13 protein-coding genes are annotated in these 13,743 nt (G+C 40.7%); 9 read left to right on the top strand and 4 right to left on the bottom strand.

Translation table 11 applies throughout. The annotated features are described in order from the left end of the window. Nucleotides 1–49 precede the first annotated feature (49 nt). Both G4420_RS08040 and G4420_RS08035 read left to right on the top strand, forming a co-directional pair. Entirely contained in the window at nt 50–913 is an 864-nt protein-coding gene (locus tag G4420_RS08040; RefSeq protein WP_163323085.1) for a Gfo/Idh/MocA family oxidoreductase, read from the top strand. Between the two features lie 91 nt (nt 914–1,004). Next, entirely contained in the window at nt 1,005–2,423 is a 1,419-nt protein-coding gene (locus tag G4420_RS08035; protein ID WP_163323084.1) for a sugar transferase, read from the top strand. A gap of 96 nt (nt 2,424–2,519) precedes the next feature. Here G4420_RS08035 and G4420_RS08030 read toward each other — a convergent pair whose 3' ends face one another. Genes G4420_RS08030 through G4420_RS08020 form a run of 3 tightly spaced genes read right to left on the bottom strand, consistent with a single transcriptional unit; the run spans nt 2,520 to nt 3,980 of the window. Next, the gene (locus tag G4420_RS08030; RefSeq protein WP_163323083.1) at nt 2,520–2,831 is read right to left on the bottom strand and encodes an antibiotic biosynthesis monooxygenase family protein; all 312 of its coding nucleotides are present in this window, start codon (nt 2,829–2,831) and stop codon (nt 2,520–2,522) included. Further along, nucleotides 2,828–3,394 carry an RNA 2',3'-cyclic phosphodiesterase gene (gene thpR, locus G4420_RS08025; RefSeq protein ID WP_163323082.1) on the bottom strand — a complete coding sequence of 189 codons (567 nt, stop codon included), beginning with the start codon at nt 3,392–3,394 and terminating at the stop codon, nt 2,828–2,830. The genes G4420_RS08030 and thpR overlap by 4 nt, the downstream gene beginning before the upstream one ends. A 1-nt stretch (nt 3,395) precedes the next feature. Further along, a complete protein-coding gene (locus tag G4420_RS08020; protein ID WP_163323081.1) occupies nt 3,396–3,980 on the bottom strand; it encodes a DUF4294 domain-containing protein in 585 nt (194 codons plus the stop codon). A 107-nt stretch (nt 3,981–4,087) separates the two neighbouring features. Here G4420_RS08020 and G4420_RS08015 point away from each other — a divergent pair, with 107 nt between their 5' ends. The 7 genes from G4420_RS08015 (at nt 4,088) to G4420_RS07985 (ending at nt 11,597) form a co-directional block, all read left to right on the top strand. After that, nucleotides 4,088–5,347, top strand: a complete 1,260-nt coding sequence (locus tag G4420_RS08015) for an arginine deiminase (protein ID WP_163323080.1) — start codon at nt 4,088–4,090, stop codon at nt 5,345–5,347. A 148-nt stretch (nt 5,348–5,495) separates the two neighbouring features. Then, entirely contained in the window at nt 5,496–6,026 is a 531-nt protein-coding gene (locus tag G4420_RS08010) for an RNA methyltransferase (RefSeq protein ID WP_163323079.1), read from the top strand. A 188-nt stretch (nt 6,027–6,214) separates the two neighbouring features. Next, on the top strand, nt 6,215–7,507 hold the full coding sequence (locus G4420_RS08005; RefSeq protein ID WP_163323078.1) for a DUF2851 family protein: 1,293 nt from the start codon (nt 6,215–6,217) through the stop codon (nt 7,505–7,507). Between the two features lie 16 nt (nt 7,508–7,523). After that, a complete protein-coding gene (locus tag G4420_RS08000) occupies nt 7,524–8,588 on the top strand; it encodes a potassium channel family protein (protein WP_163323077.1) in 1,065 nt (354 codons plus the stop codon). 2 nt (nt 8,589–8,590) lie between these two features. Then, nucleotides 8,591–9,853: an outer membrane protein assembly factor BamB family protein gene (locus G4420_RS07995; protein WP_163323076.1), complete on the top strand. Its 1,263-nt coding sequence runs from the start codon at nt 8,591–8,593 to the stop codon at nt 9,851–9,853. 70 nt (nt 9,854–9,923) lie between these two features. After that, nucleotides 9,924–10,853 carry a sensor histidine kinase gene (locus G4420_RS07990; protein WP_163323075.1) on the top strand — a complete coding sequence of 310 codons (930 nt, stop codon included), beginning with the start codon at nt 9,924–9,926 and terminating at the stop codon, nt 10,851–10,853. A gap of 102 nt (nt 10,854–10,955) precedes the next feature. Further along, nucleotides 10,956–11,597, top strand: a complete 642-nt coding sequence (locus G4420_RS07985) for a hypothetical protein (RefSeq protein ID WP_163323074.1) — start codon at nt 10,956–10,958, stop codon at nt 11,595–11,597. On the opposite strand, the gene porE is transcribed toward G4420_RS07985, so the two are convergent. Continuing rightward, nucleotides 11,594–13,585, bottom strand: a complete 1,992-nt coding sequence (gene porE / locus G4420_RS07980) for a PorE family type IX secretion system protein (RefSeq protein ID WP_163323073.1) — start codon at nt 13,583–13,585, stop codon at nt 11,594–11,596. The genes G4420_RS07985 and porE overlap by 4 nt on opposite strands. Nucleotides 13,586–13,743: the final 158 nt, after the last annotated feature.

The following is a 13,743-nucleotide window of genomic DNA, read 5'->3' as shown; positions in this document are numbered from 1 at the left end:
TTGGGCTGTATTCTATATTTGCATTTAAAACCATTTTAAATAGCTCATTATGCTGAATGTTGGATTAATCGGGAACACTAAAATTCTTGAGCCATTTGTACTGGAGATCAAGAAAAACGCCCAAATCAATATTATTGGGAAAGCATCTGTTGGATCGAGCGAAGAGTTGACCGGTTTTCATTATTCCATTCCGGAATTTAACCGCGTTGAATTAATTGAACGTGCCGATCTGATTATCATGGACAACTCAACACCCATGCCATTTAAGTTTATGCGTGATATTGTAAAAAAATCGAAACACATATTTTGCGTTGAATATCCCGATCTCACTATTGATGAGTGTACTGAGCTGAATAAGCTTATCAACGAGTCGCGATCAGTGGTACAGGTTACCAATCCATATTATTTTTCACCGGCCATTCAGTGGGCAAACAAAAACATTAAAACGCCGGCTTTTATCGATTATTCCAATTTCGAGTACAATGTAACCGAAAGGAAATCGCTGTACCCCATGTTGCTCATGCTATTGAATATTACGGGTATTTCTCCGAAAAAAATTGGCGCCGTTACTTTCCCGGGATATAACAACTCGAAATTCACCAACGTTCGGCTTGAATTTGGAGATGCTTCGGTGGTTAACCTAAATTTTGGGAAACTGGAATCGCTGAAGAATTTTAAAGTCAGAATTTATTCCGACAACCAGTTTGCTACATTCAATTTCAGCAAAGAAAAGTTTTTGTCCGATAATGAACCTATTGAATTTGACAACGATTGTATAGTTAATGAGCTGGATATTTTCATTCAGGCAATTGAAGGAAAGATCAAAAAAATATCGACACTGGATGATTATTTAATTGCCATGCACGTGGCCCAAAAGATCAACAAAAAGATCGCGCAGTTTTCTATTCATTAATAGCAACAAAAAACTACTTTTACAGCAACAATTTGCGCTACAGGCCGTTTGAATATTGACACGATAAACGACCTGACTTAATCACTTGTTAATGAATAAATCGCGGCAAACAGCCAAATATTTATTTTTCGATTTTTTTGCTGCAGCACTTGCCTGGGCTGCTTTTTTTGTGTACCGAAAAGAAATTATTGAACCCCAGTATTTTAACGGCTGGGATGTTCCGTTTGAACTCACGCCGCAGTTCTATTTAGGCTTGATCATCATCCCTGCTTTTTGGATTACCTTTTATTACATTGTTGGATTTTACAACAATATTTATCGCCGGTCGCGACTGCTTGAACTGGGGCAAACCTTCTTTACCTCGATAGTTGGAGTCGTGATCATTTTCTTTGCCTTTTTACTTGACGACTGGATTGGATCGTATAAAAACTACTACAACCTGGTGTTCACGCTGTTTGGCTTGCATTTTTCGCTCACCTATATTTTCCGCCTGATACTGACCACACAAACCATTCATAAAATACACCAGCGCAAAATTGGTTTTAACACGTTAATTATTGGAAGTAACGAGAAAGCGCTAAAGGTATATAACGAAATGTTGAACCAGTTTAGGCCGGCCGGAAATAAGTTTGTTGGTTTTATTGAATTGGATGAGAACAGCGACTCCGTTTTAGACGAGCAGTTGCCTATGCTTGGCCATATAAAAGACATTCTCACCATTCTTGATAAAGAGCAAATTGAAGAAGTTATTCTGGCACTGGAAACAAGCGAGCACGATAAACTGAGTGAAATACTTACGATTATAGAAAACAGGCAAATTACTATTTGGGGAATCCCCGATTTGTATGATTTGCTTTCGGGCATTACAAAAGCCAATACCATTTTTGGTAGTCCGCTGATAAAGATCAGCAACGGATTAATGCCCGGCTGGCAGGAAAATATGAAACGTTTGTTGGATGTTTTATTTTCAGTTATCGCACTCATTCTGTTTTTCCCGGTATTTATTGTGCTGGCGTTTATCATTAAAACAACATCAAAGGGGCCAATCATTTACAAACAAGAACGCATAGGCCGATATGGCAAACCATTCTATATTTACAAGTTGCGAAGTATGGTTGACGGAGCAGAAAATGGCTCGCCAGCCTTGTCGTCGGAAAACGATACACGGATAACGCCAATTGGTCGTTTTCTTCGGAAAACACATCTCGATGAAATTCCACAGTTTTTTAATGTAATAATGGGAACCATGTCGTTGGTAGGGCCACGTCCCGAGCGCGAATACTACATTAAACAAATAATTAAGCGGGCGCCGCATTACACCCATTTACATAAACTGCGTCCGGGAATAACTTCTTGGGGGCAGGTAAAATGTGGTTATGCATCGAATATTGATGAAATGCTGGAACGTTTAACCTACGACATGATGTACCTGAAAAACATTTCCTTATACATCGATTTTAAAATCCTGATTTACACCATTCTGGTTAGTATAAAAGGCAATGGAAAGTAAAACTTTTCCGTCGCAGTTACCAGTCGCAGTTTTCAGTATCCAGCCTCAAGAATCCAGTATTCTGTTAAGCATTTCTGCATTAGAACATTCTCGCATTCAAAATTCCGCATCTCGCTCAACCCGGGCAACTCGTAGCTTGTACTTTTTATACCATTTTTCTTTTCCCAGTTTTTGTGCCTGCAAATGTTGGGCATTGTTTTTCCAGTTTTGAATCGCTTCCAGGCTTTCCCAGTACGAAACGGTTATTCCCAACCCGTCACGAGCTGATTCTTCTCCTAAAAATCCGTGCTGTTGTTGAGCCAGCTCCAGCATTTGTTGCGCCATTTCTGCGTAACCTTCATCAATAGTGGTGCGCTCTGTGGTAAAAATCACTGCGTAGTATGGTGGTTTTGGTGTATTGGCAATCATTTTAACGGAAATGTTTTTATTGGCCTGTATTCGGGGCCGGTTTGTTTTAATATGCTCTGAAATAATATTATTTCTTTCACTTCAATTTTCTGGTATTCAGCCATGGGCATTTCATCTAACAGAGAGAAAAACCGGGCTCTGTTCTCAACCGATTTTATGCGGCCTAACGTTAAGTGGGGTCTGAAAGCTTTTTGCTCGCTATCGAAACCACAGACAGACACCTGCTCCTCGATTTCCGGCACCAATTGCAACAACTCCTCCGATTCGTTGAGTTTAATAAACAAAACACGCGGCTGGTTTTTGCTTTTAAAATAACCCGTTCCTTTAAGGGTGAGTTCAAATTTCGGTTTTTCAGAAAATAACTCCTCCAACCGATCGACCAATTCATACAGTTGCCCGCGTGTTGTGTTGCCGATAAAACGCAGGGTTAAATGAAAACTTTCAGTATCAACCCAGTTTATCCGGTCGCCGGAAAACCTGTTTTTAAAATGTTGCAGCAGTTTCAGTACTTCCTTGTTCGGAGTAAATTTTATGGCAATAAAAGTTCTGATGTGGTCTCGCATGCTACAAATATCCTAATTCAATTAATGTAACAATTTCTTCCAGCACCTGGTCTTCTTCATCAGGATCGTAACCGGCTTTTAAATCATTTCGGAAAAGTTTGGCAATTCCCTGCCAGAAAGTAGCGCTAAATCCTCCCCTGAAATCTTTTATCAGACTGTATGGCGTTCGCTCCGTTTCGCGATTGATAAGTTTCAGTAAAATCCGCCCATCCGAAATCGACCAAGTTTTCAGCTCATTTTTGTGTTTATCCAGCAGTTCTTTTTCTAACTGCTTCATCAATTTTCGCTGTTCTTTTTGCGTTTCCAAAGCATAGTATTCGGGCTCGTATTCGTTCAACAATTCGCGCGCCTCAACAGCCAGCGGATACACCTTTTTCACTTTTTGTATGTAACGTGTATAACGCCGGTATTCCCGATTGTTTCTAAACTCACGATCCGGAAAAACAGGTATCTCTTTTATGTTCTTAAAAATAATGGTATCGCCATCCTGAATATACCCCATATGTACCTCAGAAGAATCGGTTTCCTGCGCCCCGGTCAGCAATGCTCCCAACATTAAAAACAGTATAAAAACAAACCTCTTCATTAAAATATTTTTAACAACATAAAAGTAGAACGAAATATTCGTTAATCAATTACGGACCATGCAAAGTTTATATCTTTGGTTCCGAAAACAAAAGATTATACGCGATTATGCAAACATCGGTTCATTCAGAAATTGGCCAACTGGAAGGCGTAATTATCCACACTCCGGGTTCGGAAGTTGAAAACATGACTCCGGCAAATGCCGAGCGTGCGCTGTACAGCGACATTTTAAATTTGTCGATTGCCTCGACCGAATATGCCCAGTTTGAAGGTGTACTTAAAAAAGTATCGAAGGTTTACCAGGTGAAAGAGTTGCTGTCCGAAATTCTGGCGATTGAGACAGTTAGAAAAGAGCTGCTGAATGAAATCTGCATGACCGAATACATCGATTCGTGCCAGCAAATGCTTGATACCGATGCGAAGACACTGGCAACCATGTTGATTGAAGGAGTGGTGCTGGAGAAAAATAACCTGACCAACTACCTGAGCAACGAACGTTTTTTGCTACGGCCGTTGCACAACCTGTTTTTTACGCGCGACTCGGCAATGGCAATGAACGACAATATGCTTATTGGCAAAATGGCAAATCCGGTACGTGAACGTGAATCGCTGATTATGGAGGCCATTTACAAGTATCACCCCGCTATTGAAAGCCATGTTTTGAATCCGGCAAAACCGGAGGCAAACATTATGGTGGATCGAAAATCGATGGTAGAAGGTGGTGATGTGCAAATTGCCCGCGACGATATTTTTGTTATCGGTACCGGAGTTAGAACCAGCACGCAGGGAATTGATTTTATCATCGAAAACATTAAAAAGAACAAAAAAGAAAAACAACATATTATCGTTCAGGAACTACCAGAAACACCCGAGTCATTTATTCACCTCGACATGGTTTTCACTTTTCTGAACACCGATGAATGTATGGTTTATCCGCCAGTAATTTTCGGAATGAGCCGTTTTAAAACCATACACATTGAAATTGAAAAAGGCGAAGTTAGCAGGATTGAAGAAATGCCAAATCTGCCGAAAGCATTGAAAAAGCTGGGCATGGATTTAAAACCGATTTCGTGTGGCGGCAACAGCGACGAATGGATCCAGGAACGCGAACAATGGCACAGCGGTGCTAATTTTTTGGCTTTTGCTCCGGGAAAAATAATTGGTTACCAACGCAACGTTCATACCATTGAAGAGCTGAACAAAAACGGTTACGAAGTAGTTGCAGCCACCGACATTATAGCCGGAAAAACATCGGTTGACGATTACAAAAAATGTGTGATAACCATTGCCGGATCGGAACTGGCACGCGGTGGTGGCGGTGCACGTTGTATGTCGCAACCATTCAGACGAGCAGCAGTGAACTGGTAAAATGCTAATAAAGAAAATTCAGGTATTTTCTTTATTTCACCCCTCTGTCATCCGCCGGTTGACGTATGACATCTCCCCTCAGCGGGGAGAAGAAGTGGAACCCCATGGCAAAGCCTGGGGGAATTGTAAGATTGAAAAGAAAGGATTTATGCGCAAACTCAGAAATATAGAACTTGGCCGTTTAAGCGTTGATGAATACAAACAATCGACTAAATCACCCATTGTTGTGGTGCTTGATAATATAAGAAGCTGCAACAACATTGGTTCGGTGTTCCGCACCTCGGATGCTTTGCTGATTAATAAAATTTACCTGTGCGGAATTACAGCCACACCTCCCAATAACGAAATCAGAAAAACTGCGCTCGACGCCGAAAAATCTGTTGACTGGGAATATTTTGAACACACCGAAGAAGTGGTTAAAAAATTGAAGGAGGAAGGATTTAAAGTTTATGCCATTGAACAAGTGGAAAACAGTATTATGCTTCCCGATTATCAACCGGCCGATGATGAAAAAGTTGCCTTGGTTTTTGGCAACGAAGTAAAAGGAGTAAAACAAAGTGTGGTGAATCTTTGCGATGGCAGCATTGAAATTCCGCAATACGGCACCAAACATTCTTTCAATATTTCGGTAAGTGCCGGAATTGTATTGTGGGATATTTTTCAGAAAATTTCGAATTAAAAATCAAACCACTAAGGCACGAAGTACACAAAGAAGAATATTTGTAAACTTCGAGGTTAAACGTTCTTCGTGGTAAGTTTTTAGAATATTAGGCAAAAAATATTGATTGCCAGACCTGGAGTCATACCACCAATTTCCAATATCTCAAACATTTTCCTTATTTTTAAGGGAAACTAAAATATTCCCAAATGGCTGACTCACATAATATGCCTGAAGAATTTCTTCAATACATTTGGCAAAACAAACTTTTTACAACAAATCATATACAAACGGTTGAAGGCGACAGGCTGGAGATTTTCGACCAGGGACGAAAAAATACCGACTCCGGCCCCGATTTTTTTAATGCGAAGATCAAATTAAACGAAACGATCTGGGCCGGCAATATCGAAATCCATAAATCAGCTTCCGACTGGCAAAAACACGAACATACCAACGACAAAGCCTACGACAATGTTATTTTGCACGTGGTTGAAACGGCTGACACAACAGTCGCCAGAAGTAATGGGGAAACCATTCCAACATTGATTTTGAACTACCCGGAACAACTAAATCACAATTACCAAAAGCTTATAAACGCGCAAACCTGGATTGCCTGCGAAAACCAGTTTCATAAAGTTGACCCGATACTGCTACAACTGGGTTTTAACCGATTGATGATTGAACGGCTGGAAACAAAAACACAAGCCATTGTTGAGCTGCTGGAGCAAAATAATAACAACTGGGAAGAGACATTTTTTCAACTACTGGCACGCATGTTTGGATTTAAAGTAAATGCCGTTCCCTTTGAGTTGCTGGCAAAATCTCTCTCTATCCATACGCTGCTTAAACACAAAAACAGCCTCTTTCAATTGGAAGCCTTGTTGTTCGGAAATTCAGGATTACTAAACCAGCAATTGTTGGGCGACGAGTATTTTATCCGGCTTCGCGATGAATATTCTTTTCTGTACAAAAAGTACAAGCTAAAAGGAATTGAAGGCCATTTGTGGAAATTTATGCGTTTGCGGCCACCTAATTTCCCCACCATACGCATTTCGCAACTGGCAGCACTCATCTTTCAAACAGAAGGACTGTTTTCAAAAATCATGGAAATTGAATCTGCTGAAGAACTTAAACAATTGTTTAAGGTAAAAGCCTCTGAATACTGGGATACACATTACAACTTCAATAAATTATCGAAAAACACCCAACCAAAGGAACTGGGTGATACAGCGGCCCACATTCTGATTATCAATGTTATCGTTCCGTTTTTATTTGTGTACGGCGAGAAACAAAACAAACACCAGTTAAAAAACCGTGCACTCGGGTTTCTCGAAAACCTTCCGGCCGAAAACAATTCCATCATTTCAAAATGGGCAGATCTCGGTGTTAAGGCGCGCTCTGCTTTTGATTCGCAAGCTTTACTTCAACTAAAAAACTATTACTGCGAATCAAAAAAATGTTTAAATTGCCAATTAGGGGTGAAATTAGTTTCATCAGTATAAAATCAGGACGACTAACATGCTAACAAGTAGCCAACAGTATAATAAATTTCAAGCGGTTTCGAGCAAAACCGTTAAAATCGGGATAGGTCTGCTTCTCTCGATTTTAATTTTTGGCTCAGCAGGGTATTATTACATCGAGGGAATGAACCTGCTCGACAGTGTTTACATGACTGTGATTACCATTTCCACTGTTGGGTTTAAAGAGGTTGGTTCGCATCCTTTAACCCCCGATGGAAAAATATTTACTATTGGTTTAATTATTATGAGTCTGGGTAGTTTAGCGTATGTAGGCTCAAATATGGCACGTTTTGTTTTCGACGGAGAATTAGCTAACTATATAAAAACGTACAGGGTGGATAAAAAAATTGCAAAATTAAAAGACCACGTAATAATTGTGGGATATGGGCGAAATGGCGAACAGGCAGCCATGGAACTGGCCGAAAATGAGGTGGAGTTTGTTATTCTTGATAAACGCGACAATGTTATATCACGAATTCGGGAGAACGAAAACCTTTTGTATATAAAGGGCGATGCAACCCACGAAGAAACCCTGGAGCAAGCAGGAATTAACAGAGCGCGTGCGTTAATTGCCACTACTCCAAACGATGCCGATAACGTTTTTGTGGTGCTTACCGCCCGAAGCATGAATCCGGGACTTACCGTTATCAGCCGCGCTTCGGAACTGGAAAGCCAGATGAAACTGAAACGCGCCGGTGCCACCAATGTAATTATGCCTGAACGTATTGGAGGTCAGCGAATGGCAAAGCTGGTGCACCAACCCGATGTGGTTGAGTTTATCGAATATATTTTGTTGCAAAAATCGCAGGATGTAACGCTGGAAGAAGTACCATGTAAAAACCTGGCACAACGATTTGTAGGTAAATCAATTGCAGAACTTAAGGTTCGCGAAACAACAGGAGCCAACATTATTGGAATAAAAATTAGCGGCGCGCGTTACGTTTTTAATCCCGATCCGCAAATGATACTTTCGCGCAACGATCAGCTTTTTGTTTTGGGAAATCCGATCCAGATAAAACGCCTAAAAGAAGTAATGCAAAGCGAAGCTAAGTTAATAAAGTAATTATGCCCAAGTCTAAATACCTGTCTCTCTCTCTTATAGCACTGTTTAGTTTTATTTGTTTCCTAAAAGCTGAAGCTCAAATAGTACAATTCCGTGGCCCCAGCCGCGATGGTGTTTTCCCTGAAAAAGGCCTGTTAAAACAATGGCCCGAAAATGGCCCCGAAACATTGTGGGTTGCCGAAAACCTGGGAAAAAGTAATGCATCAACCATTGCCACAAAAAACAGAATTTACTCCACCGGAAATATCGATTCGCTGGAATATGTGAGCTGCCTCGATTTGCAGGGGAAAATTTTTTGGCAAAAGCCGTATGGCAAAGCATGGAAAAATTCTTTTCCCGAAGCACGTTGCACACCAACGCTGGAAGAGAACCGTTTGTACCTGCTATCAGGAATGGACCAAATGGCGTGCTTAGATGCGCAAACCGGTGAAACAATTTGGAAAGTTGATTTACATGAAAAATATCAAAGCGACTGGGATATGTTTGGAGTTTCCGAATCGCCACTTTTGGTAGATGACAAAATAATTGCATCGATTGGTGGCGAAACAGCCATGGTTGTGGCACTTGATAAAATGACCGGAGAACTGGTTTGGAGATCGGAACCGATGCATGCAAAACGTTCAAACATAACACCCGCGCTAATTGAGCACTGCGGTAAAAAATACATTATTACGGCCAACCAAACGCATGTTGTTAGCCTGAGTGCCGAATCCGGAGAAATTATGTGGAGTTTTCAGCATAATTACCTTAGCGAGAATGGAGATAATACAACCATTTTAACCAATGTTCCAACATACCACGATAGTTGTTTGTGGATTACAAGCGGTTGGGATGTGAAATCGTCGATGCTACAAATCGCTCCCGACGGGAAATCAGTTTCCGAAAAATTTGCCGATCAAACGTTTGATAATGCCAACCACGGAGTTGTGTTGATTGATGGTTTTCTTTACGGCTCGAACTTTACTGGCCGACAAAGCGGGAAATGGGTATGCATGAACTGGGACACCGGCGAAATTGTTTGGATTGCCGATTTTCACAATAAAGGACCTATTATTTCAGCAGAAAATATGTTATACCTGTACGACGAAAAACGGGGCAACATGGCACTTGTAAAAGCAAGCCCGAAAACGTTTGAACTGATTAGTGAATTCAAAATAAAATATGGCTCAGGCCCATATTGGTCAAGGCCGGCAATTTATAACGGAATGCTTTTGGTGAGGCACGGCGAAGTGCTGGTAGCATACGACATTCGGGAAAATATTTAACTTTACCCCCCGTTTTTTTATAATCCTGACAACAGCGAAATACAATTTTGTATTTTTATGTCTTTGTTTTATGAAAAAGATCAAATTTGAATACCGTATCACTTTACTCTACCTCCTTATCGGTGGACTTTGGATCATTTTCTCCGATCGGTTTCTACTATCGGTAACCAGTAACCAGGAAATTCTGACCAAATTTCAAACCTATAAAGGGTGGTTTTATGTAGCAGCTACCGCTGTTTTATTGTTTCTGCTTTTAAAATCGCACCTAAGAAAATTACGGAAGGCAGAAGAAGAGGCGAAAAAAAGCAACGCTTTAAAAACAGCTTTTCTACAAAATATTTCACACGAGATTAGAACCCCGATGAATAGTATCGTTGGCTTTTCTGATATTCTATACACCCAGGAGTTTAATGAGCAAGAAGTAAATCAGTACCTGGCCATCATTCGAAACAGCTCAAATCAATTGCTGTATATCGTTAATCAACTACTTGATATTTCAATGATTGAATCAGGAAATGTAAAAGTATTCAGCAACCCTTTTACCCTGAACAATATGATCGATGAAATAGATGCAGCTTTTAAACCCACTGTAAAGGATTCGATAAAATTTGTAGCGGAAAAAGGATTGAGTGATGAAAAAAGCCACATTGTTACTGATGCCGGAAAACTTCGGCAGGTAATTATGAATTTGCTTAACAATGCCAATAAATATACAGAAGCAGGCATCATAAAATTAAGCTATACGCTTGAGAATAATATGTTGAAGTTCGTTATCGAAGACTCTGGCATTGGCATTGCTCCCGAAAAACGGCAATACATCTTTAAACGTTTTCAAAAGGCACATAACGAACATAAAGAGTTTTACGATGGTGTTGGCCTTGGACTATCGATCTGTAAAGGCAACATCGATCTGCTAAAAGGAGATATTGACTTTACTTCTACCATTGGAAAAGGTTCCGTGTTCTATTTTCGTATTCCATACTCACCGGCTCCGCGGTAAATAAATCGGATCTCCCAAAGAAAATCTGTTAACATAGTTTAGTTTTTTTTCAGTAACCTTAAAACAAGTAATCCCGACCTTTGTGCTGAAAACTAAACAAAAATGAAGTCAATAACCATTCTGTTAGCCATTACCTGTTGTATTAATGCCTACGCTCAAGACTCCCCCTCCTTTATCATCGAAGGAAAAACGGTAAACAACGAAGGGCTTCCTATTGCCGATATTTATGTTGTTAACCCAAGAACGTTAGAAAAAGACATTACAAGAGCCAATGGTGTTTTTAAACTTTCTGTAAGTGCTCAGGACTCATTGATTTTCTCGCACATCTCCTATTTTCGGATATCGGTTAAGGTGTATAATTTGATGCAGAATCCCATCGTTAAAATGGAATCAGAAGACGTACAAATTCCTGAGGTAATAGTTAGTCCGGAGCAAAAAACCGACTCGGAACGCGCCCAGGAAAACCTCAATTTTTTAGGCGACTACAAACCGCTGAAATACAACAAAATGAAACCGGAGAGCGATCCAACCACAACGATAATGACTCAGCACAACCGGTTGATGCGAACCGAAGCCGCTTCGGTTAGTTTATTACCGATTTTGGGTATTCCGCTTAATGCTATTGACAATGCTGTACAAAAACGAAAAAGACGTAAAATGTACCAAACAGATTATTATTCTACCCGAAAAGTTGTTAAACCACCAATAGATAAAAATGAAGAAGAACCGGACGAAGAGAATTAACCTTCCGGCTCAGCATCGAATCGTTCAATAAAATCGGTCGACAGTACCCGGAACTCCGTTCTACGATTAATTCCACGGGCAATTTCCTGCTGTGCTTCGGGCAATTTCAGGATAAACTCTTCTGTCAGTTCATCGCCGCGTTTTAAGAAATCGTACTGATTAGCTAATTTTCGAGTTACTGTTTTTGGCCAGGTTTCGCCATAACCTTTCGCTACCAGACGATTCGGGTTTATTCCCTTTTCAATCAGGTAATCCACCACACTTTGTGCACGTTTTTGCGACAGGTCGAAGTTAAACTGCTCGCTGCCAACATAGTCGGTGTGCGCCATCAACTCAATGGTAATTGTTGGGTTAAAAACCAATATCTGAACCAGGGTATCGAGCGCCGTTTTCGAACTTTCGAGTAATTCCCAGCTGCCAAACTCGTAGTTAATATTATCAACTTTTATCGGCGCATCGGTTGGAGTGAGGTTCATGGTAAAACGAAAATCTTTACTGTCCTCCAGTCCAATGGTATTTACTGCTGCTTTATCGCGCAAAAATCCATCTTTAAACGCAGCAAAAACATATTCTGTTTCGGGCTTCAGTTTCATTTTAAACTTACCGCCGCGGGCACGAATTTTCAGGTTGGTACCGTCAGTTCCGATCACACGCATGGTTGATCCATCCAGATGCGATGCCGTTTCTTTATTAAAAACGTCAATTTCAATTTGGTAAACTTTCGGAGGAACTACAAATGAATAAATATCATCGCCACGCGATCCTTTCCTGTTCGAGGTGAACATTCCTTTGTTTTCGCCGCTTACAAATGCAATTCCAAAATCGTCGGAAGGCGAATTCATTGGCGATCCCATATTTTCTACCACCAATATTCCATCGTCGTTTTTGTAGGCATGAAAAAGATCGAAACCTCCCTGCCCGATGTGACCGTTCGAAGCAAAATAAAGATCTCCGTTATCGCGCACAAAAGGGAACATTTCATCGGCCGATGTATTTACGGTGGGGCCTAAATTTACCGGTCTTCCAAAAGATCCACCGTTAACCGTTGCCTTCCAAATGTCTTTTCCGCCCTGGCCACCGGCCATATCCGAAACAAAATAAATCTCTGTTCCATCGGGGCTAAGTGCGGGATGCGCAGCAATAATACTGTCGCCAACAATTTGCAGTTTTATTGGCCCCGACCACGAACCTCGCGACTGCGTAGTGGAATATAATTCGGCGCCCAAGGGCTGTGATTTATCGTAACGGCAACGTGTAAATATCATTTCCTCGCCGGTTGCACTTAAGGTAACAGCACCTTCTTCATCACCTGTGTTAATAATCATACTCTCATCCAGCAACCTTGGTTTTTCCCATTTCTGACGCTGAATTCCAAAAGTAGCCCGATAAATATCGGTGTATTTTTGCCCGGTAATCATACTCTCTTTTTTACCGGTAGATGCTTCTCTCGATGAAGTAAAATAGATCTCATTATCGCGGCCACCGACAAAAACCGGGGCAAAATCGCTCTCGCGAGAGTTTATTTCTTTTATCGGATTTATAATGTGACGTGTAGGATTGGCCACCCACTCCTGCGTTTTTTGCATGGATTCAACACCATCTAAGGCACGTTGGTCGCCCGGGATAGAATCAAGATAAGTGCGGTAGGTTTCGTAAGCCTCTTCGTATTTTTGCGTAATGCGTAACATGTCGGCATAATGCAATAATGCTTCCATGTCATCATATCCCAACCGAATGGCAAATTTGTAATTCTGGGCAGCATAATCATACAATCCAATTGCCCGGTAACATTCTGCCAACTGATAAGCGTATTCAATCCGTTTTTGGCGGTTCTTTTCATTTTTCCTGGCCTTACGGTATTTTTCAATGGCTTTGTAATATTCGCCAATATCCTGCGACAACGTAGCATCGCGCCCGTATCTGGCCGAGCCGCAACCGCTCAAAAATATGATTATAAAAACAAAAACAGCTAGTTTAACCTGCTTCATACCGATTCAATTTCGGGGAATAAAAGTAAAATTTTTTTACCGACTATTTCAAAAATAGTGTTTTGTCTTTTATCAAACGAATTATTAGTTGCTTAAGTATACGGCAACAAAAAAAGACTTCCCGAAAATCAGGAAGTCTTTTTTGTATTGTTGTAAAC

It is taken from the genome of Draconibacterium mangrovi (assembly GCF_010586825.1).
In the GTDB taxonomy this organism is placed as follows: Bacteria; Bacteroidota; Bacteroidia; order Bacteroidales; family Prolixibacteraceae; genus Draconibacterium; species Draconibacterium mangrovi.
This window is presented reverse-complemented; position numbering and strand designations above follow the sequence as displayed.

Coding starts and splice junctions, on each gene's coding strand:
- G4420_RS08040 (WP_163323085.1), top strand. CDS start 50: ATGCTGAATGTTGGATTAATCGGGAACACTAAAATTCTTGAGCCATTT.
- G4420_RS08035 (WP_163323084.1), top strand. CDS start 1,005: ATGAATAAATCGCGGCAAACAGCCAAATATTTATTTTTCGATTTTTTT.
- G4420_RS08030 (WP_163323083.1), bottom strand. CDS start 2,831: ATGATTGCCAATACACCAAAACCACCATACTACGCAGTGATTTTTACC.
- thpR (WP_163323082.1), bottom strand. CDS start 3,394: ATGCGAGACCACATCAGAACTTTTATTGCCATAAAATTTACTCCGAAC.
- G4420_RS08020 (WP_163323081.1), bottom strand. CDS start 3,980: ATGAAGAGGTTTGTTTTTATACTGTTTTTAATGTTGGGAGCATTGCTG.
- G4420_RS08015 (WP_163323080.1), top strand. CDS start 4,088: ATGCAAACATCGGTTCATTCAGAAATTGGCCAACTGGAAGGCGTAATT.
- G4420_RS08010 (WP_163323079.1), top strand. CDS start 5,496: ATGCGCAAACTCAGAAATATAGAACTTGGCCGTTTAAGCGTTGATGAA.
- G4420_RS08005 (WP_163323078.1), top strand. CDS start 6,215: ATGGCTGACTCACATAATATGCCTGAAGAATTTCTTCAATACATTTGG.
- G4420_RS08000 (WP_163323077.1), top strand. CDS start 7,524: ATGCTAACAAGTAGCCAACAGTATAATAAATTTCAAGCGGTTTCGAGC.
- G4420_RS07995 (WP_163323076.1), top strand. CDS start 8,591: ATGCCCAAGTCTAAATACCTGTCTCTCTCTCTTATAGCACTGTTTAGT.
- G4420_RS07990 (WP_163323075.1), top strand. CDS start 9,924: ATGAAAAAGATCAAATTTGAATACCGTATCACTTTACTCTACCTCCTT.
- G4420_RS07985 (WP_163323074.1), top strand. CDS start 10,956: ATGAAGTCAATAACCATTCTGTTAGCCATTACCTGTTGTATTAATGCC.
- porE (WP_163323073.1), bottom strand. CDS start 13,585: ATGAAGCAGGTTAAACTAGCTGTTTTTGTTTTTATAATCATATTTTTG.